General features: G+C 67.9%; 16 protein-coding genes, 2 tRNA genes and 1 pseudogene. 10 read left to right on the top strand and 9 right to left on the bottom strand.

Annotated elements, in window-relative coordinates; genetic code table 11:
* Positions 1-88: 88 nt before the first annotated feature.
* Positions 89-1240, bottom strand: a complete 1152-nt coding sequence (locus DDF62_RS26550; RefSeq protein ID WP_208866845.1) for an AIPR family protein — start codon at positions 1238-1240, stop codon at positions 89-91.
* 431 nt (positions 1241-1671) lie between these two features.
* On the opposite strand from DDF62_RS26550, the gene DDF62_RS09840 reads away from it, so the two are divergent.
* From DDF62_RS09840 to DDF62_RS25570, 4 genes are read left to right on the top strand one after another with little or no spacing between them, the layout of a single operon-like run.
* Positions 1672-3252, top strand: coding sequence for a tetratricopeptide repeat protein (locus DDF62_RS09840; protein WP_116488955.1), 1581 nt, complete (start codon positions 1672-1674; stop codon positions 3250-3252).
* Positions 3249-4661 (top strand): hypothetical protein, encoded by a 1413-nt coding sequence (locus tag DDF62_RS09835; RefSeq protein ID WP_116488954.1) that lies wholly within the window; start codon positions 3249-3251, stop codon positions 4659-4661. The genes DDF62_RS09840 and DDF62_RS09835 overlap by 4 nt, the downstream gene beginning before the upstream one ends.
* Positions 4658-5149: a hypothetical protein gene (locus tag DDF62_RS09830; protein ID WP_240621486.1), complete on the top strand. Its 492-nt coding sequence runs from the start codon at positions 4658-4660 to the stop codon at positions 5147-5149. Before DDF62_RS09835 ends, DDF62_RS09830 begins: the two co-directional genes overlap by 4 nt.
* Positions 5143-5292, top strand: coding sequence for a hypothetical protein (locus tag DDF62_RS25570; protein WP_165832219.1), 150 nt, complete (start codon positions 5143-5145; stop codon positions 5290-5292). Before DDF62_RS09830 ends, DDF62_RS25570 begins: the two co-directional genes overlap by 7 nt.
* A 335-nt stretch (positions 5293-5627) precedes the next feature.
* On the opposite strand, the gene DDF62_RS09825 is transcribed toward DDF62_RS25570, so the two are convergent.
* Entirely contained in the window at positions 5628-7079 is a 1452-nt protein-coding gene (locus tag DDF62_RS09825) for an amidase (protein ID WP_165832220.1), read from the bottom strand.
* A gap of 194 nt (positions 7080-7273) precedes the next feature.
* A complete protein-coding gene (locus DDF62_RS09820; RefSeq protein ID WP_116488952.1) occupies positions 7274-9493 on the bottom strand; it encodes a S9 family peptidase in 2220 nt (739 codons plus the stop codon).
* Between the two features lie 167 nt (positions 9494-9660).
* On the opposite strand from DDF62_RS09820, the gene DDF62_RS09815 reads away from it, so the two are divergent.
* Together DDF62_RS09815 and DDF62_RS26140 are read left to right on the top strand one after the other, a co-directional pair.
* Positions 9661-11913, top strand: coding sequence for a TonB-dependent receptor (locus tag DDF62_RS09815; RefSeq protein WP_165832218.1), 2253 nt, complete (start codon positions 9661-9663; stop codon positions 11911-11913).
* Positions 11914-12009: 96 nt separating this feature from the next.
* Positions 12010-12105, top strand: a pseudogene (locus DDF62_RS26140) (hypothetical protein); the annotation flags it as partial.
* Positions 12106-12134: 29 nt separating this feature from the next.
* On the opposite strand, the gene DDF62_RS09810 reads toward DDF62_RS26140, so the two are convergent.
* The gene (locus DDF62_RS09810; RefSeq protein WP_116488950.1) at positions 12135-13118 is read right to left on the bottom strand and encodes an alpha/beta fold hydrolase; all 984 of its coding nucleotides are present in this window, start codon (positions 13116-13118) and stop codon (positions 12135-12137) included.
* 105 nt (positions 13119-13223) lie between these two features.
* Here DDF62_RS09810 and DDF62_RS09805 point away from each other — a divergent pair, with 105 nt between their 5' ends.
* Entirely contained in the window at positions 13224-14444 is a 1221-nt protein-coding gene (locus tag DDF62_RS09805; RefSeq protein WP_116488949.1) for a multidrug effflux MFS transporter, read from the top strand.
* A gap of 215 nt (positions 14445-14659) precedes the next feature.
* Here the strand turns inward: DDF62_RS09805 and DDF62_RS09800 are convergent, their stop codons facing one another.
* From DDF62_RS09800 to rlmB, 5 genes are all read right to left on the bottom strand, one after another.
* Positions 14660-15808 (bottom strand): hypothetical protein, encoded by a 1149-nt coding sequence (locus tag DDF62_RS09800; protein WP_116488948.1) that lies wholly within the window; start codon positions 15806-15808, stop codon positions 14660-14662.
* Between the two features lie 78 nt (positions 15809-15886).
* Positions 15887-16270 carry a DUF423 domain-containing protein gene (locus DDF62_RS09795; protein ID WP_116488947.1) on the bottom strand — a complete coding sequence of 128 codons (384 nt, stop codon included), beginning with the start codon at positions 16268-16270 and terminating at the stop codon, positions 15887-15889.
* A 4-nt stretch (positions 16271-16274) separates the two neighbouring features.
* Positions 16275-17003, bottom strand: a complete 729-nt coding sequence (locus DDF62_RS09790) for a TerC family protein (protein ID WP_116488946.1) — start codon at positions 17001-17003, stop codon at positions 16275-16277.
* A gap of 115 nt (positions 17004-17118) precedes the next feature.
* Positions 17119-18696, bottom strand: coding sequence for a stalk-specific protein StpX (gene stpX, locus DDF62_RS09785; protein WP_133244908.1), 1578 nt, complete (start codon positions 18694-18696; stop codon positions 17119-17121).
* Positions 18697-18787: 91 nt separating this feature from the next.
* The gene (rlmB, locus tag DDF62_RS09780; RefSeq protein WP_116488944.1) at positions 18788-19624 is read right to left on the bottom strand and encodes a 23S rRNA (guanosine(2251)-2'-O)-methyltransferase RlmB; all 837 of its coding nucleotides are present in this window, start codon (positions 19622-19624) and stop codon (positions 18788-18790) included.
* A gap of 175 nt (positions 19625-19799) precedes the next feature.
* Between rlmB and DDF62_RS09775 the strand changes: the two genes are divergently transcribed.
* The 3 genes from DDF62_RS09775 to DDF62_RS09765 form a co-directional block, all read left to right on the top strand.
* A tRNA-Tyr gene (locus DDF62_RS09775) sits at positions 19800-19883 on the top strand.
* Positions 19884-19990: 107 nt separating this feature from the next.
* Positions 19991-20064 (top strand) — tRNA-Gly (locus DDF62_RS09770).
* A 55-nt stretch (positions 20065-20119) separates the two neighbouring features.
* A partial coding sequence (locus tag DDF62_RS09765) for a GTP-binding protein (protein WP_133149236.1) occupies positions 20120-20229 on the top strand: 110 nt, incomplete at its 3' end.

Below are 20229 nucleotides of genomic sequence, written 5' to 3'. Positions count from 1 at the left end.
TTCTTGTTCCCGGTATGTCTTGTCCCACGTATTGCCTATCTCTGCGCTCAAAATAGAGCCTGCCCTCTCTTTCGTATGTGTTAAAGTACTACTCTACTCTTTTTATTATTGGCTTTAGCGACAAAAATTGATTATCTTCAACCTTGCTTTGGCTGTTCGTGGCTCTAACTAACTCTGAAAATACATCCTCATTCTGTGTTTCTACAACCTTAATGTTTACCATAATGTCATCAAGGTTATCCTTGTTCTCAAAAAGAACATTGGATGTTTGGCATCCATTTACTATTTGAAAATTTGTGAGGTGGAGTGTGTTGCCTTGAAGTCTGACATCTGGGCTTACAATGGTTATTCCGTTGTTTAGTACGGGAAATCTTGTTGAGGCATCTGAATTTATCGTTGAAGATATGGATGAGTTCACGGGATTTTCTAATCCAAGAAAAGATCTAACGTTTTCCTCAAATACCTGAGTTCTTAGGTTTCCGTCTGTCGTAAGTAGTAAATTTTTGACGAAGTCGCTAGCCTTGACTACGGCTAGGTACGCTTCATCGATGCCGGATATTGACGGTAGTGCGGCTGTGCTAAATAGGTTCAAGCTGGCGCTAGATCCTGAATAGCTATCAACCCAGAGATTTGTTAGTTCATTTCTATCTATAAATCTAATGTCTACCTTTGAAAAAAGTCCAAGGTCGTCGAGTTGTGTGCAAAAGTCTTTTGCTGCCGTTTCCAATGCTTCTGGATGCCGATATATGCCCGTGGTGACAAAGCGAGCTGTTATGGCAGGTTTTCCGTTTCTCACCTTTGGGACTTCATTTAGAACGACGTCGAAAATATCACGAGCATCTTTCATGACATCATCTGTAACTAAATACGGTGTTTGAGTTGAGAATCTAAGGATGGATTCTTTAAATTTCAGAAAATCCCCTAAATCAAATCCTTCCGATCTTTTTGATTGTATAAATACGATTTCTACATCATGATTTCTACGAATTCCCGAAAATATGGATTCGCTATCCTCTTTAGATACAACAATTTCTTCGTCGATAATTATCGCTATACCGTCGGTTCCGTCATCTCCACCGCCTGTGGTGATATCATCAATATCGTATGGGCTTGAACATAGCGAAGAGATGACTGAAAAATTGACAAACTTTTCAAATTGTTTTGCTTCATCTTCGGCTTCAAGGCCGTTGCTTTTAACAAAGCTTTCAAGGTGAGCCTTGACAATACGATGCATTTCCATGATTTATCCAAAGAATTTACTTTCCCTTATATGGTGTATTTTGGAGTGGCTTGGGTCAAGCTACACTTTTGGGTTGCTTCGCTTTGTACCAATGGCTAACTGCCATTCGACCTCGCCGGACTAGCGACGAGCTCTGGTGATCCTTGGGCGGTGCGGGGCTTAGCGCCATCTCCTGGCGGCCGATGCAGCTGACCCACGTTAAGTTCGAAGCGATGGGTACGCGAAGATGGATTCGGCGAGAGTACTCAAGTAACTTAGAAAATTTCGTGAAAATACACGGGCTTCCGGCGTAGATCCCGCCAAAACCCGTTCCATTTCAGGCACGTCAAACAAGAGTTGATGAACGTCGGTCGGCGAGCTTGACAGTCTCGGGGCGGGCGGCTCATGAACGGACTTCCGATCATGGTTAACGGCGTGCTGGAGGGGGAGCGATGCACGAGGCCGGCGATGCTGTTGCGCTCCTCCGCCGGCTGAGGCGCGCGGGCGTCCATCTCCTCGAGAACAGGCGTCGCCTGATCCGCCGCGTGCCGCTGGGCGCGGTGGCGGCGGTCGCCGTGCTGCCGCTGTTCGGCTGCGACTTCTCCGCGCCGCAGCTGTTCGCCAAGCGGGCCACGGCCTGTCCGCGCCCGCAGGTGGCGCAAGGGTCCTCGGGCCAGTTCAACCAGCAGCAGATCGAGATCCGCAACCTGCGCCAGGGCGGCTTTCGCGGCGACTTCTTCGCCCAGCTGGAGCTGGCTCGCCGCTACGAGGGCCAGCGGGCCAGCGACAAGAACCTCGACGATCCGGTCGAGGCGGCCGCCTGGTACGCCATGGCCCTGGCCAACCCGTCCGGCTATGCGCCGATCGCCGCCTACGAGCCGCGCGGCAAGCCGGGCAAGGCCGTCTCGCGCTTCGACGACTGCCGCGCCTATGAGCGCCACGCCGCCTATGGCGCGCTCGACCGCCAGCTGTCGCGGATGTCGACCGAGGAACGCGAAGAGGTCAGGAACCGGGTGATCTACATCCTGTCGACGCAGGGGGCCGACGGCTACCGCACCCTGGCGCGGATGCATGACGGCTATTTCGGGCCCTATGGCGAGCCGTCCGACAACCTGCAGGCCGTCGAGGCCTATGGCGACCGCCGCCATGTCGGCGCGCCGGCGGCGCTGGACCTGTTCCGCCGCAACGACATCGACGCCTATCTCTACAACTACCTGGCGGTGCAGACCGGCGACGTGTCGGCCTATGTGATGCTCAAGGACTTCGAGCGCTCCTCGCCGCAGCGGGCCTCGTACGGAACCTTCGTAGAGACCAAGGCCAAGCGCTGGATCCCGCCCTACGAGTTCTATCCGCCGGACTCGCCGGACTCCGGCGTGCCGCATTCCGACGAGAGCGATCCGGCCGGCGAGGCCAAGGAGGCGGCCCTGGCCCGCCTGCACGAGCTGCCGTTCGTGCACATCGGCGAGGCTTTGTCGTACCTGCGCATCCTCCCCGCGCCGCTGCTCGACGAGCGGCTGCTCTCCCTCAACGACGCCCAGACTTTCCAGGCTTCGATCGGCCGCCCGACCACGGGCCGCCTGTCGCCGATCGAGAAGGTGAGGGCGGTGCAATACGCGGCGGTCAACGGCTCGTCCAAGGCCCAGCTCGTTCTGGCGGTGATGTATTCCGAAGGGGTCGGCGTGCCGCGCGACTACGCCCGGGCCTACCACTGGTACGAGGAGGCCGAGCGCCAGGGCTCGCCCGAGGCCAAGTACGCCATGTCGACCTTCTTCTCGCTGGGCCTGCAAGGCGTGGCCGACCAGGACCGCGCCAAGGCGGTGGTCTACCAGCTGGACGCGGCCCTGGCCGGCTTCAAGCCGTCGGCCTGGCGGCTGCAGCAACTGCTGGCCCAGGTCTCGCGCCCGCCGCGCGGCCCGGGCGAGCGGCCCCAGCCCTATGCGGCGCGCGCCTATGTGGCCCCGGCCAACGCCGGCCCCGTCGACGCCGTCCCGGTCAACGCCGCTCGTCCTGACGCTGAAAGGGACTATCGATGAAGCGCCTGGCTTCCTTCGCGGCGGCCCTCGTCGTCCTGGGCCTAGTGGGCGCCGCGCCGCAGGTCGCCCAGGCCTCGCCCGACGCCCGAATCGACCAGCAGATCCGCCCATGCTTTGGCCTGCTGCTCGAACCCAACCTGTCGAAGGGCTGCGGCGCGCGCCGGCCGGTCAAGCGCAAGCCGCCGCGCCGGCCCCATTATCCCGGCGGCGGCTACGGCCCGTATCGCACCGTCGTCGACTGCGACATCGCCTATCCGGGCGAGGTAAACGACGTGCTGGCCCGGCTGTATGACGGCGACACCCTGACCCTGGTCTCGCGCAACGGCGGCGCCTGCCTGGAGTCGCTCAGCGTCAACCGCTCGGTGTTGATCACCGCCCGTGACTACAGCCCGGCGCGCACCCGGCCGATCCTGGTGGCGCCGGCCGACCAGCCCTGCATCCGCATCGCCCCGGGCGTCGCCTTCGTGGTGTTGCAGAACCTTGGCCTGGAAGCCTCGCGCGGCGGAACCGCCTCGTGCATCGTCGGCCGCGCCACCGAGCTCGCCCTGAAGGGCGTGGTCGTGCGCTATGACGGCGAGGCCTCGGCCATCGACGTCGCCGACAGCCGGGTGGAGATGATCCAGACGGCCTTCGTCGGACGCACGCGGGCCCCGGTGGTCAAGCTGTCGGGCAGCCTGCAGGCCCAGGACATCGACGTGGCCGCCACCGCCATCGGCATGGCCGTCGAGACCGGCCGCGACAGCCGGCTGCGCGACATCCGCGTCGTCCGGTTGGGCGACTGGAGCGGCTCCTCGCGCACCCGAAACTCGGCTGGTTTCGTGCTGACCGGCGTCAACCGCGACCAGCTGGTGCAGATCGACGGCCTGGCGACCGACGGCTTCTCGCGCGGCATCTACATCAGCGGCGGCGAGACGACCTTGCAGCGTCCCGTGGTCCGCGACAGCGACTGGGCGGTGGTGCTGGAAGGCGCCGACCTGCGGGTGCTGGACGGCCGGCTCGAGGCCGCCGACGTCGGCATCTACGCCGCCTCGGGCGTGGTCTACGCCTCCGACAACGCCATCGCCGGGGTGATGCGCGCGGGTCTGTTCGCCGACAGCGGGGCCCAGATCCGCGCCCGCGACAACCGCGTCTTCGCCCGTCCCGGCGGCTGCGAGGCGCTGGTCACCGGCTATTTCGACGGCGCCCTGACCTGCCGCCCGTGGTTCGAGGCGCCGGAACTGTTCCGCACGCCCCGCGATCGCGCCCGCGCCGATTACGACAGCTACTGGCCGGCCGGCGCGGTGGCCGTGCTGTCGGGACCGCCGTCGAGCGCCCTGGCCGGCGGTCCGGTCGATCCGTACGAGGCCTCGGCCGCCGCCGGCGGGCCGGTCGGCGCCCAGCCCGTTGGTCCTCAAGGGAGCCCGCGATGATCCGCCTGTTCGCTGCCAGCGTTCTCGCCCTGGCCCTCGCCGCCGGCGCCGCCCAGGCCCAGCCGGCGGGGCCCGCCAAGCGTCCCGGTCCGCCCGGCCGCGTTCCGTGCGGCGCGCCCCTGACCGGCCAGGCCCCCGACGTCATGACCTACGATCGCGCCACGGGCACCCAGGTGTTCGTCAGCGGCCAGGGCGGGACCGAGGTCTCGGCCTTCAACCAGCGCACCGGCTCGTCGGCGGGCCTGCGGGGTGATCTCTCCAAGCCGGGCGTCACCGAAAGCTGCGCGTCGGACGCCCTGACCGGCGACGGCTACGCGGTCACCTCGCGCGGGCCGGGCGACATCGCCGTGGTCGGCCGCGACGGCCAGACCGGCGAGCGCTGGGCCATCAAGCGCTCGGACGGCACGACCGAATACTGGGATCCGCGCGGCGAGCACCGCTGCTTCCGCGGCAGCCTGGGCATCTTCCCCGGCGCGCGCGGATGCTGAGCCGCCTCGTGCTCCTGGGCCTGTCCGCCGCCGTCCTGGCCGCCTGCGCGACCCCGCACGGCCACCGCTCACCCCCGCCGCCGCACCCGTCGGAAGTCACGCCGCCCCCGCCGCCGATCGACGCGATCCGCCCGAAGGTGTGATCTGCGCGATCCCTCTCTCTTCGAGAGAGGGAGGGGCCCGCCGCGAAGCGGTGGGAGGGTGAGAGGTTTCACCATTGGCCGGATGGTGCGCGGCCTCGAAGACCAAATCTTTCGTCATCCCGGAAAGCCCGGAGGGCCTATCCGGGACCCAGGGGCGAGCGCAGTGCGGTGACGCCCGGGTCCCGGCTCTACGGTCCGCTACGCGAACCTTCGGCCGGGATGACGAGCTGGGGCGGTGTGTCGAGCGTTGAGTCGTCCGGCCGGCGACTTCACCTCTCACCCTCCCATGGCTTCGCCATGGGCCCCTCCCTCTCTCAAAGAGAGAGGGATCAAACCTACGGCCCCACCGTCGCCTTCAGCACCGGCGGCCTGCGCCGCATCGTCGCCTGTTCGTAGGCGTAGCCTAGGCTCAGCAGGCTGGCCTCGCTCCAGGCCAGGCCGATGAACGACAGACCCACCGGCAGGCCCTCGACCTGGCCCATGGGCACGGTCAGGTGCGGATAGCCGGCCACGGCGGGCAGGGTGGTGGCCGAGGCGCCGTAATGGTCGCCGTTGACCGGATCGATGGTCCAGGCCGGTCCCGTGGTCGGGGCGACGATGGCGACCGCGCCGGTCTCCTTGAGGATCCGGTCGATGCCTTCGGGGCCGGCGAGACGTTTCGCGTCGGCCTTGGCCTTCAGGTAGTCGGGATCGCCCAGGCCCTTGGTCGCTTGCGCCTTCTCGAAGGTCTCCTGGCCGAACCAGCGCAGCTCGTCGGGACTGGCGGTGTTGAAGGCGATCAGGTCGGCCAGGGTGCGCGGCTTGACCGTCTTCGGATCGGTCGAGGCCAGATAGGCGGCGATGTCGGCCTTGAACTCTGTGAACAGCACCAGCCCCTCGGCCTTGCCGATCGGTCCCTCGTCGAAGGCCTTGACCTCCACCAGCGTCGCGCCCTGGGCGGCCAGGTCCTTCAGCGCCTGTTCGAACACCGCGTCGGTCTTGGGGGAATCTCCGGTGTAGAACCGCGCCACCGCCAGGGTGACGCCCTTCAGCGCGTCTTTCGACAGGGCGGCGGCGTAGTCGGTCTTGCGGGCGTCGGCCTCCAGCGTCGCCGGATCGGCCGGGTCCGAGCCGGCCATGGCGGTCAGCAGCAGGGCCGCGTCGCGCACCGTGGTGGTCATGGGCCCAGCGGTGTCCTGGCTGTGGCTGATCGGCACGACGTGGGTGCGCGAGACCAGGCCCACCGTGGGTTTCAGGCCCACCAGGCCATTCATGGCGGCTGGGCAGGTGATCGAGCCGTCGGTCTCGGTGCCGATCGCGGCGGCCGCCAGGCCCGCGGCCACCGCCGCGCCCGAACCGCTGGACGAGCCGCAGGCGCTGCGGTCCAGGGCGTAAGGATTACGGGTCAGCCCGCCGACGGCGCTCCAGCCGCTGGTCGAGCGCGACGAGCGGATGTTGGCCCACTCCGACAGGTTGGCCTTGCCCAGCACCACCACGCCCGCCGCCCGCAGCCGCGCGACCAGGGGGGCGTCACGGCCGGTGACATTGTCCTTCAGCGCCAGCGAGCCGGCGGTGGTGGCCATCGGGTCGATGGTTTCGATGTTGTCCTTGACCAGGATCGGCAGGCCATGGAGGGGCCCGCGCGTCTTGCCCGCCTTGCGCTCGGCGTCGAGGGCGCGGGCGATCTTCAGGGCGTCGGGATTTACGGCGAGGACGCTGTTGAGGCGCGGGTCGAGCGCCTCGATGCGCTTCAGAGCCGTCTCTGTCGCTATGCTCGCCGAAGGCTCGGCGGCGGCGGGGAGGGCCATCAGGGCGGCGGAGCCAGCGAGCAGGATAAGACGCTTCAAGTTTCTCTCTCCTGTGCCGACCTCTGGCCCGCCCTCGTCCTTCGACAAGCTCAGGATGAGGGCTAAGTCCGGCGTCGCAGTAGAAATCCTCACCCTGAGCCTGTCGAAGGGTGAGGATTTCGTACTGGCGCTATTTCCCGATCACTCGCCCCCGATCATTGGCCCTTGAGCTTGCGGTCGAAGAAGTCGAGATGCGTCTTCATCACGTGCAGGCCCTTGGACCGGCTGCGGATGACGCTGTGGCGCTCGCCCGGATACAGCATGGTCTCGAAGGCGACCCCCTTCTTCTGCAAGGCCGCCAGCACGCGGGTGCTGTTCTCGAAGATCACGTTGTCGTCGGCCATGCCGTGGATCAGCATCAGGCTGCCGGGCTTGAGCTTGTCGACGCGGTTCAGGAAGTCCGAGGCTGCGTAGCCGGCCTTGTTCTCGTCGGGCTTGCCCATGAACTGTTCGGTGTAGTGGGTGTCGTAGAGGCCCCACTCGGTCGGCGGCGCGCCTGCGACGCCGGCCTTGAAGGGCGTGCCCTCGGCGGACAGCATCATCAGGGTCATGAAGCCGCCGTATGACCAGCCCATCACGCCCAGGCGATCGGCGTCGACGTAAGGCAGGGTCTTGAGGAAGGCCGCGCCGACGAACTGGTCCTCGACCTCGACCGTGCCCATGCGGCGGTCCAGGGCCGTCTTGAACGCCGTCGAGCGGTTGGACGAGCCGCGGTTGTCGAGCTTGAACACCACGTAGCCGGCGTTGGCGAAGGCCTCGTCGCTGACGTTCCAGGCCTTGGTCACGCGCTGGGCGTGCGGGCCGCCATAGACCGAGACGATCACCGGATACTTCTTGCTGGCGTCGAAGTTGGCCGGCTTCAGCAGCGAGTAGTGCAGCGCCTGGCCGTCGGCGGCCTTCAGCACGCCGAACTCCGGAACTAGATGGTCGGCGGCGTAGGGCGCGTAGGGGTGGGCGGCGTCGAGCCTGTTCTCCTCGATCCAGCGCACGCGCTTGCCGGCCGGGTCGTAGAGCGCGGTCTGCGGCGGGGTCTTCGGATCCGAGTACGAGCCGACGAAGGCGCCGGTGGCGGCGACCTTCGTGGTCCACCAGCCGCCGGCCGGGGTCATGGCCTTGGGCGCGCCGGGCTTGGTGTACGACACCGAATAGAGCCGGCGCTCGATCGGCGTGTCGATCGAGGCGCTGAAGAACACCAGGCCGCGCTTTTCGTCGACCTCGTCCACGGCCTCGATCTTGTCGACCGGCCAGTCGCCCTTGGTCACCTGCGCCAGCAGCTTGCCGTCGGCGGCGTAGTGATAGAGGTGCTTGGCGCCCGACTTCTCCGACGACCACAGGAAGCTGCCGTCCTTCAGCGGGCGGAAGTCGTCGTGCAGCTCCACCCAGTGCGGGTCGGTCTCGGTCAGGATCGTTTTGCCCTGGCCGCTGGCCGGGTTGAAGGCGATCAGGTCGAGGGTCTTCTGGTCGCGGCTCTGGCGCTGGACGTAGAGGGTCTTGCCGTCCTTCGACCAGGCCACGCGGGCCAGGTAGATGTCCTTGTCGGCGCCCAGGTCGATCTGCACCACCTTGCCCGAGGCCAGGTCCTTGACGAACAGGTCGACGATGGCGTTCGGGCGGCCGGCGCGCGGATAGCGCTGGTCGATCACGGTCGCGCCCGCCGGGCCGATGTCGGCGCGCGGCACGATGTCGACGCCGCTCTCGTCGACGCGGGTATAGGCGATCAGGCGCTCGTCGGGCGACCACCAGTAGCCGGTGTCGCGGTCCATCTCCTCCTGGGCGATGAACTCGGCCACGCCGAACGACAGGGCGCCCTTGCCCTCGGCGGTCACCGCCGTCTCCTCGCCGCCGGCCAGCGGGCGGACATAGAGGTTCTGGTCGCGCACATAGGAGACGAACTTGCCCTTGGGCGAGACCTTGGCGTCGACCTCGTCGCCCGGGGTCTCCGTCAGGCGGGTCACTTTGCCGTCGGCGACGCTGTCGACATAGAGATCGCCGTCCAACGGCACGAGCACGAAGCGGCCCTCGCTGTCCCAGCTGTATTCGACGACGCCGCGGGCCAGCACCCGGGCGCGCTCGCGACGGGCCAGCTCGGCCTCCGACAGCGCCTTGTCGCCCGACGACAGGGCGTTGGCGTCGATCAGCCGGTAGGGCTCGCCGCCTTTGACGTCCACCGCCCACAGGTCCTGCACGTTGGCGGCCTCGGGCTTGGCCTTCAGATAGGTCACCCGCTTGCCGTCCGGCGACAGCGCCACGCCCTTGGCGGTCGGCCCGTTGATGTCCGGGTCGGAGAACAGGCGCTCGGGGGTGAGTTTTTCGGCCATCACGGGGGAGGCCAGGGCGAGACAGGCCGAGAGGGCCATGAGCGAGGGACGGATCATGGCGCGGACGCTAGAGCGCAGCGTGGCCGTTGTCAGCCCCCGTGCGTGCGATCCGAAGCTCTGCTTGAGAATCGTTACAATATAACATAACGGAAATGCGCAACGCGGATCGGCTCAGGCGAGCCGTCGCGTTTCCCTGCCATTTCCTTCCCGGACAGCGTGCCCCCTTGCGTAGATTTCTGCTCGCCTTCGCCTCGCTCCTGCCGCTCGCGGCCGTTCCCGCCCATGCGGAGGAGGGCGGCGCGGCGCCCACCGCCGTGCGGCCCGTGCTGGTCGAGAGCGCCCAGGACGAGCTTGGCCCTGTCCTGACCGCCTCGCGTTCGGTTTTGGCGGGCGAGGCGCTGGCCCGCGTGCGCGCCGCCAGCCTGGGCGAGACCCTGGCCAAGACTCCGGGCGTGCAGAACAGCGCCTTCGGCCCCGCCGCCGGCCGTCCCGAGATCCGCGGCCAGTCGGGCCCGCGCGTGGCGCTGCTGGTCAACGGCATGCCGTCGCGCGACACCTCGACCCTGTCGGGTGACCACGCCGCGCCCATCGAGCCGTTCCTGGCCGACCGCATCGTCGTCTCCAAGGGGCCGGCCTCGGTGCTAAACGGCGGCCAGGCCATCGGCGGCGCGGTCGACGTGAGCGACGGTCGCATCCCGACCCGTGCACCCGGCCAAGCCTTCTCGGGCCGGGCCGAGATCAGCGGCGGCTACAACACCGGTTCGGCCGCCATGGCCCGGCTGGACGGCGGCCAGGGCGAGTGGGCCTGGCATGTCGACGCCCTCTATCGCGACGTTCCCGACCTGCGCATTCCGTCCGGCTCCAAGGACGCGGCCTGCCGCACCTGGAAATCCCTGGTGTCCAGCACCTACGTCCAGACCCTGTGCCAGGTGCGTCTGTCCAATCCGACCTGGGTGCGCGACCCGGCCACCGGCCTTTGGGTCGACGGCACGCCGCCCGAGCGCCAGGTGATCACCGACCGCAATCCCGGCGCCGACGGCCGGCTGTCGAACAGCGGCCTGACGACCAAGGTCGTCACCCTGGGCGGTAGCCGGATCACCACCGACGGCTATTTCGGTGCGTCTGTGCAGCGCTATGTCAGCGACTACGGCGTGCCGGGCTTCGCCTACATCACCTCCAGCCATCCCCAGCCGTCGCCGATCGGCCTTCAGGTCCGCTCGACCCGCTTCGACGTCAAGGGCGGCCTGACGCCCGACGCCCTGGGCGTGGCGCGCATCGACTTCGCCCTGGCCCGCACCGAGGGCGACGACCGCGAGGTCATCGACGGAGTGGCCCACACCCGCCTGCGCACCGAGGCCGACGACCTGCGCATCGACGTGACGCACAAGCCGTTCGCGGGCTTTACGGGCCTCGTCGGCGTGCAGGCCAGCCAGCGCGACCTCTTCACCGACGGCGCCAAGGCCTATCTGCCGTCGGTCGCCACCCGCGAGGACGCCATCTACTGGGCCGAGCAGTTCGCCTGGCGCGCCCTGACCGTGAAGGCCGGCGCCCGCGCGGGCCGCACGCGCTACGACGTCGACGAGGCCACCATCCGCCCCGGGCGCGGCCTCGGCTCACTGGCCAAGGACCGCGACTACTCGACCACCGACCTGTCGGGATCGGTGCGCTACGACGTGCTGAAGGGCCTGTTCGTGGAGGCGCGCTACGATGAGACTGAACGCGCCCCGTCGCTGATCGAGCTCTACGCCAACGGCGACCACTTCGGCATCCTCACCGAGGAGCAGGGCGACTCCCGCCTGAAGGTCGAGCGGGCCAAGACCACCGAGCTCGGCGCGGGCTTCCAGCGCGGCCGCTACCGCCTGACGGCGGCGGCCTATCGCACCGACTACGACAACTATCTCTATCTGGGGAACACCGGCGTCTCGCGCACCCTGCCGGTGCGCGAATGGCGCCAGGGCGACACCCGGATCGAGGGCCTGGAGATCGAGGGCTCGGTCGCCTTCCGCGGCACGGCGGCCGGCGACATCGTGATCGGCGGCTTCGTCGACCGGGTGCGCAGCAAGCCGCGCTACACCCTGCCGGACGGCTACAGCCCCTTCACCTCGTCCAAGACCACGGCCGACTGGGACAAGGAATACTTCCGCCGCAACCTCGACGGCGACTACCTGCCGCGCATGCCGGTCTCGCGGTTCGGCGGTGACGTCTCGTGGTCACGGGGCGTCTGGAGCGCCAGCCTGGGCGCCGTCCATTATGAGAAGCAGGACCGCGTCGCCAAGAACGAGGCTCCGACCGCGGCCTACACCCTGGTCGACGCCCATGCCGCCTACGCCTTCGAAGCGCGCGGCGCCAAGTGGGAGGCCTTCGTCGACGCCACCAACCTGCTCGACGAGGAGGCCCGGGCCCACAACTCGTTCCTGCGCTACCGGGCGCCGATGGCGGGCCGGGCGGCGCGCGTGGGGCTGCGGGCTAGGTTCTAGCGCTTGCCGCCCCGCAACTTCCATCAGGGCTGTTTGTAGGCTGGAATGGAGGCGGCGTTCGGACGTCTAGGCCGAGGCGGTCTTCAGCCGCCCTGAGTGGTCCTCGCCCTTCGACAAGCTCAGGGTGAGGACCATTTACAGGCCCGATCGCTGGAAAAACCTCATCCTGAGCTTGTCGAAGGACGAGGTTTTCGCCCCGACGCCCAATGTGATCGGACGCCTCACCCCTTCGCAAACCGCCGCCCCAGCCAGTCGATGATCGCCGCGTTCACGGCCTCGGGCTTCTCCTGCTGGGTCCAGTGGCCGCTGCCCTCGACCAGCACCTTCTCCAGGTCGTCGATCTGGTCGCCCATGCGGTCGGCGAGCGAGGGCGGCAGCACCACGTCGTGCTCGGCCATGATCATCAGGCAGGGGATGCCGTCGATGCGGCGGGGCAGGGGTTCTGAACGCTCCCAGTTGCGGGTGAAGTTGCGGTACCAGTTGATCGGCCCGGTGAAGCCGCCGTTCTCGAACGCCTCCACATAGACCGCCCGCTCCTCGTCGCTGAGGAACTGCTTGTCGTCGGCCGCCGGGTCGTAGTGCTCTAGCGCCAGTTGCAGGGCCAGCGAGCGGCGCTCGGCCGGGCGCGACGAGAAGCCCACCACGCTGTCGCCGGGCAGGCGCATGAAGAAGCGCATGGTCTTGTCCACGTCCTGGGCGAACAGGGCGTCGGCCGCGCCGGGCGTCTGGAAGTGCACGATGTACATGTCCGGCCCGTAGGCGGCCTTGAACATCTCGATGGGATCGATCGGCAGCCGCGGCACGAACGGGGTGTTCAGCCCGATGATCCCGGCCACGCGGTCCGGATGCAGCAGCGGCATGGCCCAGACGACGATGCCGCCCCAGTCATGGCCGCAGAAGATCGCCTTCTCCACGCCCAGGTGGTCGAGCAGGGCGACCAGGTCGCCGGTCAGGTGCTCCATGTCGTAATCGGTGACCGCGGCGGGCTTGTCGGTCAGGCCATAGCCGCGCTGGTCGGGGGCGATCACCCAGTAACCGGCCTGCGCAAGGGCTGCGACCTGATGTCGCCATGACCAGGCCAGCTCGGGAAAGCCGTGGGAGAAGACGATGGGAACGCCCTGGCGCGGTCCGGCCTCGTAATAGGCCATCCGCAAGCCGTTGATGTCGGCGAACTGCGGCTGCGGCCAGGTCTGCGCGGCGGCCATCGGCGTCTCCCTTGTTATGTTATCAGCGGTCAGATTGCGGGGCGGTGATCGACCGGGCAAGCGATAAAGGGTTCCCGTCGCGGCGGACGGGAGTAGAAGGCGCCCATGACTTCCGCCGCTCCCGCTTCCCCCTCCGCCACGCCCTGGCGGCTCGTCCTGCTGTTGGGGGCGCTGACGGCCTTCGCGCCGATGTCGATCGACATGTACCTGTCCAGCTTCCCGGCCATCGGCCAGACGCTGAAGGCGGGTCCCGAGCAGGTGCAGCTGACCCTGGCGACCTTCTTCGCCGGCATGGCCATCGGCCAGTTCCTTTACGGCCCGGCGTCCGACCGCCTGGGCCGTCGCGCGCCGATCCTGCTGGGTGTGGTCATCTACACCGTCGCCTCGGTGACCTGCGCCCTGGCGCCCAACATCGAGGTGTTGCTGGGCGCCCGTTTCGTCCAGGCCCTGGGCGGCTGCGCCGGGGCGGTGGTGGCCCGCGCGGTCGTGCGCGACCGCTTCGACCATGCCGAGACGGCCCGGGTGCTGTCGCTGATGACCCTGATCATGGGCTTGGCGCCCGTGCTGGCGCCGCAGCTGGGCGGGCTGATCTTCGCCCTGGCCGGCTGGCGGGCGGTGTTCGGGGTGATGGCGCTGTTCGGCCTGGCCATCGGCCTTTGGGTGCTGCTGGGTCTGAAGGAGTCGCGCTCGGAAGAGACCGCCGCCCAGGCCCGGGCCGAGAACCCGCTGCGCGCCTTCGCCTTGCTGCTGCGCGAAAAGCGCCTCCTGGGCTACGGTATCGCCGGGGCGCTGAACGGCTCGGTGCTGTTCACCTACATCTCGACCTCGCCCGACCTGGTGATGGGCACCTACGGCCACTCGCCGCTGGTCTTCAACATCGTCTTCGCGGCGAACGCCGTGGGCATCATCGGCGCCAGCCAGGTCAACCGCCTGCTGCTGCGCCGGTTCAAGCCCGACGAGGTCCTGACCCGCGCCAGCCTCGCCTCCACGACCCTGGCCCTGGTGCTGAGCTTCTTTGCCTGGACCGGCCTTGGCGGCGAGTGGACCGTGCTGCCGGTGCTGTTCCTGGCGCTGTCGACCTACGGCCTGATGTCGGGCAACACCATGGCCGGCGCGCTCAGCGTCGATCCGCGACGGGCCGGCTCGATCTCGGCCCTGATGGGCGGAACCTCGTTCGGCGCCGGCGCCGTGGCCGCCTGGGCTGGCGGCCTGCTGCACGACGGCACCCCGCGCCCGGTGGCGATCGTGATGTTCGCCTGCCTGGTCGGTTCCAGCCTGGCGATCTTCCTGCTGGCCGTGCCGAAGAAGGCGGCGGCTTCGGCCTGATCGGCGAATATAGAACGAGCCTCCAAACCCGTCGTCATCCCGGCCGTAGCGATGCGGAGAGCCGGGACCCAGGGGACTGGGCTCTGCATATGGATCCTCCACCCGGCGACGGCTGAAGCATTGCCGGCCGCCCCTGGGTCCCGGCTCTTCGGTCCGCTACGCGAACCTCCGGCCGGGATGACGGCTAGGGGGCGGCTAACAGCTATCGCGGCCGCCTAAGGCGCCGTCGGCCTCAGCCCGAACCAGCCGCCGTCGGCGTCGAACAAGACGTCGACGCGGCGCAGCGCGTGCCGGCCGGTGTTCACGAACGCCGTCGGCATCGGCGAGTTGACCAGCACCTGGGTGGGGGCGACGGCGTCGCCCTGGCCCGTCGTGAAGGCCAGGGTCGTGACCGGCTGGGTCGGCACGGTGATGGTCACCGTCTGGCCGTCCGCCAGCACCGTCGACTGGGCCTTGTCGTTGTTATTGGTCTGCGTCCGCGTCTGCAGGGCGGCCGGATCGGCCACGCCCAGATACATGGTCGGGATGCCGGTATCGATCAGCAGCGCGCCGGGCTGGGCGGGCAGGCCGCCGGCGGCCACCTGCATCGGCGCCTGCGGCCAGTCCAGCGGTCCGTTGGGGCCCTGCTGGCCCAGCTTCACGAACCGGAAGCCGCCGGTGTTGGCCGGGGTCAGGCCCACATGCACCCCGTCGCGGGTGACCACATAGCCCCGGCGATAGGTTCCTGCCGCGATCGGCCGGCTGTCGATGGCGGCAAGGTTCAGCAGCGGGTTCTTCTGCGGCGTGCCTTGCGTCTGGCCGTTGCCCTCGCGCCCGAAGCCGACGCCCATATAGGCGATGCCCTTGGGCATGTTGATCGTGGCCTTGGGCGCGGCGCAGGTCCCCGGCGAGGTCTTCACGTCGTAGCCGGGGCATTTGTGCTCGATGTCGACCACCAGGATCGGAACCTGGGCCCGGGCCAGCTCGGCGCCGCCCGCATCGACGAAGGCGACGCTGGTCGGGATCCAGTGGCCGACCCACAGCCGCTTGCTGCTGCTCAGGAACTCCCAGCCGCGCGGATAGGCCTTGGCCTTGTCGGGAGACCAGCCGGGCAGGTCGGCGGCTGAGATCACCACGCCGGTCGAGCCGGTGTCCATCACCACCGGCGGCGGCTCATAGGCGCCCAGCGGTCCGTCCAGTCGCAGCGACACGGTCGGCGGCCCGTCGAACGGCGCCTGTCCGGCCGCCCTGGGCGTGAAGGGGATGAAGCGGCCCTGGTCGTAGGGCTGGAAGTCGGGCCGGGCCTGCGAGCAGGCCTGGGTCGCCAGCGTGGTCGAGGCCAGCAGCACGGCCGCGCAGCCCTGGAATGTCCGGATCGGTCGCATGAAGCCTGTCCTCCCTTGAGTGGAGTCGTGTCGCTTCATGCAGCTTAGAATGATCTATCCGCGCCTTTGCAAGCGTGGCTAGGCCTTGTCGGCGACCTTGCCGGCGCTCCAGGCCAGGGCCAGCCAGCCGGCCAGGAAGGCGACGCCGCCGATCGGGGTGATCGCGCCGAGGATGCGCGGGCCGCCGAAGGCCATGGCGTACAGCGTGCCCGAGAACACCAGGGTCCCCAGCAGGAAGAGGCCGGCGGCCAGCCCGCGCGAGCGTCCCGTGGCTCGGGCCACGGCGAAGGCGGCGAACACCGCCAGGGCGTGGGTCATCTCGTAGAGGGCGCCGGTCTTCAGCAGCTCGGCCGGGCGGGCCTCGTGCACGCCGTGGGCGGCGAAGGCCCCGACGGCCACCGAGACGAAGCCGCTGAGGGCGGCCAGGCGCAGATAGGTCTTCGGGGTCCAGATCTTCGCCATGGGCCTAGCGATGCTTCTCGTGCTGGGTCACTTCGTCGGGCTTGATGTCGATGACGCTCGGCGCGGCGGCGTTGTATTGCTCGGTCTTGTGCAGGTCCATGACCACGCTGCGGTGGCCTTCCCAGATCATGTGCAGGGCGACGTACAGCACGATGGCCAGGCCCACGAAGCCGATCCAGCGGTGCTTGTGCAGCAGCTTGGCGATGGCGTTGGCGGCCAGGCCCATCAGGGCGATCGACAGCAGCAGGCCGAACACGAGGATGCCCGGGTGCTCGCGGGCCGCGCCGGCCACGGCCAGCACGTTGTCCAGCGACATCGAGACGTCGGCGATCAGCACCTGCAGGAAGGCGCTCTTGAAGCTCTTGGCCGGCTTGGCGCGTGGCTCGGTGGTCGGGTCGCTGTCGAGCACGGCGGCGGCGTCGGCCTCGTCGTGCTGGGCCTGGTCGCGCAGCTCGCGCCACATCTTCCAGCACACCCACAGCAGCAGCAGGCCGCCGGCCAGCAGCAGGCCCACCACGCCCAGCAGCCAGGTGGTGATCAGCGCGAAGCCGATGCGCAGCACCACGGCCGCGCCCAGTCCGTAGAGGATGACCTTCTTGCGGTCCTTCACCGGCAGGCCGCCGGCCGCCAGGCCCACGGCCACGGCGTTGTCGCCGGCCAGGACGAGGTCGATCATCAGGACCTGGAGAAAGGCGGCGGCGGGGCCGTCGGGCGTGAAGAGCGTTTCGAGCATGCGGTCTCAATGAGGCAGGCCGCGCGCCCTGGCAAGGGCGTGAAAGCGGGCCGGAAACGAAAGCGGCGCGCCCCGGTCCGGGACGCGCCGCTGAAAGGGTTCGAGGTCTCCGGTCCTAGTGGACCGGCTCGGGCTCGCGACGGGTTTCCTCGCCGGCCGGCTCGGCGTGAATCACCGGTTCGGCGGCCGGCTCGACATGGGCCTGCTCGCTGACGTGCTGCACCTGCGGGCTGTCGTCGGCCGGGGCGGGGAAGGGCTCGTGCTCGGTCGCCTGGGCGGCGGCCTGCTCGGCCTTGGTTTCCTGGTGGTGGTTGAACATCGCCGTGGCCGCGGCCCCGGCGATCGCGCCGCCGGCGGCGGCCACCATCGGGTTCACATAGGCCACGTCCTGCGACTTGGGCGTGTCGAACTCCGGCTCGTTGCGGCCGTAGTCGGTGAGGGTGCGGAACTTGCGGCGACGCTCGGCCCGTTCCTTGGCCTTGGCGGCGTTGCGCGAGATCGCGACCAGGATGATCAGGGCCAGCAGGACCAGGCCCGCGCCCAGCAGCGACTTGCCCGGAACCTTGCCGATTCCCGGAACCTCGTACTGCGCGTCCAGGAAGGCGGGCAGCTTGAAGCCGGCGACCGCTTCCTTGGCCTTGGCCGGCGCGGCGGCGACCTGCTTGCTGATCGAGCCCAGCGAGAACGGCTGGGCGGGCTTTGCGCCGTCCAGCGAGGCGCCGAACGAGGTGGAGAGCTGGCCCTTGGCGTCCGGCGTCGGCTTGACCTGCCAGGCGAAGGTGGTCGGCTCGCCCGGCTTGACGGTCGCGGTCTGGCGGCCGTTCGGAGTGATCTCGTAGCCCTGGCCTTCCAGGTCGGCATAGGCGCTGACCTTCTTGGCCGGCTTGCCGATGCCCAGCTTGGCGGCCTGCTGCTTGATCATGTCGCCCAGGGTGGCGGGCAGCGACAGGGTGACCTGGCCTTCCTTGCCGGTCTTCAGGCTTTCGGCCGTGGCCAGCACCGCGCCGCTGGTGGCGGCGGGGGCGACGGCGGCCTGCAGCTTCTCGACCTTGGGCGGCAGCTTGGCGGCGGCGGGCGCGGCCGGGGCCACGACCGTAGTCGGGGCCTTGGCCAGCTGCGCCGGCTTGGCGGGCGGGGCGACCGGCTTCAGGACCGGGGCCTGGGCGACGGTCTTGGGCGCCGGCGCGACGGGCGCGGCCTTCACCGGAGCCGGAGCCGGCTTGGCGGCGACCACGGCGGGCTTGGCTGCGATCGGAGCCGGCTTGGCCGCGACCGGCGCGGGGCGCGCGGCGGCGACCTGGGCTGGACGGGGGTGGTGGGGCCTGGCGTGCGGACGCGCCGCCGGCTTGGCCTCGCGCGGGTTGGCGATCGGGCGCATGGCGGTGACCAGCGTGCCGTCGGCCCGGCGCCAGGTCTTCAGGCCTTTGTCGCTGCCGCTGACGATCACGCGCTCGGGCTGGGCGATCGGACCGCCCAGCAGGCCGTCGGCCGGCGGAGCCTCGGCCCTGGCGGGCGGCGCGCCCAGCAGTTCGGACTTCTCGACGGGCGGCGGCGGCGCCGGCTCGTTCAGAGCCGACGACGTATCAGCCGGTTGCTTGGCGCCGCACCCCGCCAGCGCCAGCACGACAACGGCGGACGAGGCCATGGCCGCCGTCCGGAACTTCACCTGCAACATCGGGTCCCCCGATCCCATGCTTCAAATCCTCCGCGAGCAAAGCTCGCGGAGGTACTCGTCCGCGAGGAAAACACGTCGTTGCGACGAAATCAAAACGGTTAATCGGGATTCACGAACCGATTTCCCCCGTGGCGCGAACTCGTGACGTTTCATAGAGCGCGATCGCCGCCGCGGCGGACACGTTCAGGCTCTCGAAGCCGCCGGGCATGGGGATTTTTCCCATCGCGTCGCAGTGCTCGGCCACCAGCCGGCGCACGCCTTCGCCTTCCGAGCCCAGCACCAGCACGGTCGGACCGCCGTCCAGCACCTCTTCCAGGCTCTGTTGCGCCTCGCCGGCCAGGGCCACGGCCCGCCAGCCCAGTTCCGCCAGCTCCTCCAGAGCCCGCGAAAGATTGACCACGCGCGCGTAGGGCACTTTGTCGACCGCGCCGACGGCGGTCTTGGCCAGCACGCCCGAGAGGGCGGGGGCGTGGCGATCCTGCAGCACCGCGCCCTTCACGCCGAAGGCGGCGGCCGAGCGGAAGATGGCGCCGACGTTCTGCGGGTCGGTGATCTGGTCGAGCATGACGATGACGCCCTGGGCCGGCGTGCCCAGTTCGGCCAGCGACAGCGGTTCGGGCTCGCTCACCTTCATGGCGATTCCCTGGTGCACGGCGCCCTGGGGTAGAAGCCTGGCGATGTCGCCGGGCTCGAGGATCTGCAAGGCGGGGTGGCGCTGCAGATTCGGCGCGAGTCGCTTGGCCCGGTCCGGGGTGACCAAAAGGCGCTTCGCAGGGGGCCTGGCGGGGTTCGAAAGCGCTGCTTCGACCGCGTGATTCCCCCAGATCCACTCCTTCTCGTCGCCGGACGGCTTGGAAAAGGCCTTGTTTTTCTGTGGCTTGGAGCGAATTTCACGTTCTGGCGCTTTTGGCCTTCTACGGTCGTTGCGTTCAGAATGAGAGGACACTATAAGACGCGCTCCGATTTGGGGGCCACGAGGTTCCGCGAGCCGGTCCGGCGGTGCTTAAGCACAGTCCGTTCCTGCTCAAAGAGCTTTTGTTCCTCGATCCACAGTAGCCGTTTGACACGGCCGCGAAGATCGAAGATATGGCCGCCTCTTCCGGTAGTTCACATCGCGCCGTGGGGGAATGTCCCGAGCGGCAAAGGGGGCGGACTGTAAATCCGCTGCGAAAGCTTCGAAGGTTCGAGTCCTTCTTCCCCCACCACGCGCGATGAACACCGGAAGGAGGGCTGAAGGCCCCCGAGCCAAGAGACGGGAGCCGATCGCGACCCCGCTGCCAGTTTTAGCTAGGCCCAGTTCTAGCTATCGAGGGCGGGTATAGCACAATGGTAGTGCAGCAGCCTTCCAAGCTGAGGATGCGGGTTCGATTCCCGCTACCCGCTCCAGCTCCCCCAAGACGTTATCCGTAAGCAACCAGCCGCCGGCGCGAAGGTAGAGACGATGGCCAAGGAAAAGTTCGAACGTAATAAGCCGCACTGCAACATCGGCACCATCGGTCACGTTGACCATGGCAAGACGACGCTGACGGCCGCGATCACGATCACGCTGGC

It is taken from the genome of Caulobacter radicis (genome assembly GCF_003094615.1).
Classification (GTDB): domain Bacteria; phylum Pseudomonadota; class Alphaproteobacteria; order Caulobacterales; family Caulobacteraceae; genus Caulobacter; species Caulobacter radicis.
The sequence above is the reverse complement of the archived record's forward strand: the minus strand, read 5'-3'. Positions and strand labels throughout refer to the sequence as shown.

Coding starts and splice junctions, on each gene's coding strand:
- DDF62_RS09840 (WP_116488955.1), top strand. CDS start 1,672: ATGCACGAGGCCGGCGATGCTGTTGCGCTCCTCCGCCGGCTGAGGCGC.
- DDF62_RS09795 (WP_116488947.1), bottom strand. CDS start 16,270: ATGGCGAAGATCTGGACCCCGAAGACCTATCTGCGCCTGGCCGCCCTC.
- DDF62_RS09830 (WP_240621486.1), top strand. CDS start 4,658: ATGATCCGCCTGTTCGCTGCCAGCGTTCTCGCCCTGGCCCTCGCCGCC.
- DDF62_RS25570 (WP_165832219.1), top strand. CDS start 5,143: ATGCTGAGCCGCCTCGTGCTCCTGGGCCTGTCCGCCGCCGTCCTGGCC.
- DDF62_RS09835 (WP_116488954.1), top strand. CDS start 3,249: ATGAAGCGCCTGGCTTCCTTCGCGGCGGCCCTCGTCGTCCTGGGCCTA.
- DDF62_RS09810 (WP_116488950.1), bottom strand. CDS start 13,118: ATGGCCGCCGCGCAGACCTGGCCGCAGCCGCAGTTCGCCGACATCAAC.
- DDF62_RS09820 (WP_116488952.1), bottom strand. CDS start 9,493: ATGATCCGTCCCTCGCTCATGGCCCTCTCGGCCTGTCTCGCCCTGGCC.
- DDF62_RS09805 (WP_116488949.1), top strand. CDS start 13,224: ATGACTTCCGCCGCTCCCGCTTCCCCCTCCGCCACGCCCTGGCGGCTC.
- DDF62_RS09825 (WP_165832220.1), bottom strand. CDS start 7,079: ATGGCCCTCCCCGCCGCCGCCGAGCCTTCGGCGAGCATAGCGACAGAG.
- DDF62_RS09800 (WP_116488948.1), bottom strand. CDS start 15,808: ATGCGACCGATCCGGACATTCCAGGGCTGCGCGGCCGTGCTGCTGGCC.
- stpX (WP_133244908.1), bottom strand. CDS start 18,696: ATGGGATCGGGGGACCCGATGTTGCAGGTGAAGTTCCGGACGGCGGCC.
- DDF62_RS09790 (WP_116488946.1), bottom strand. CDS start 17,003: ATGCTCGAAACGCTCTTCACGCCCGACGGCCCCGCCGCCGCCTTTCTC.
- DDF62_RS26550 (WP_208866845.1), bottom strand. CDS start 1,240: ATGGAAATGCATCGTATTGTCAAGGCTCACCTTGAAAGCTTTGTTAAA.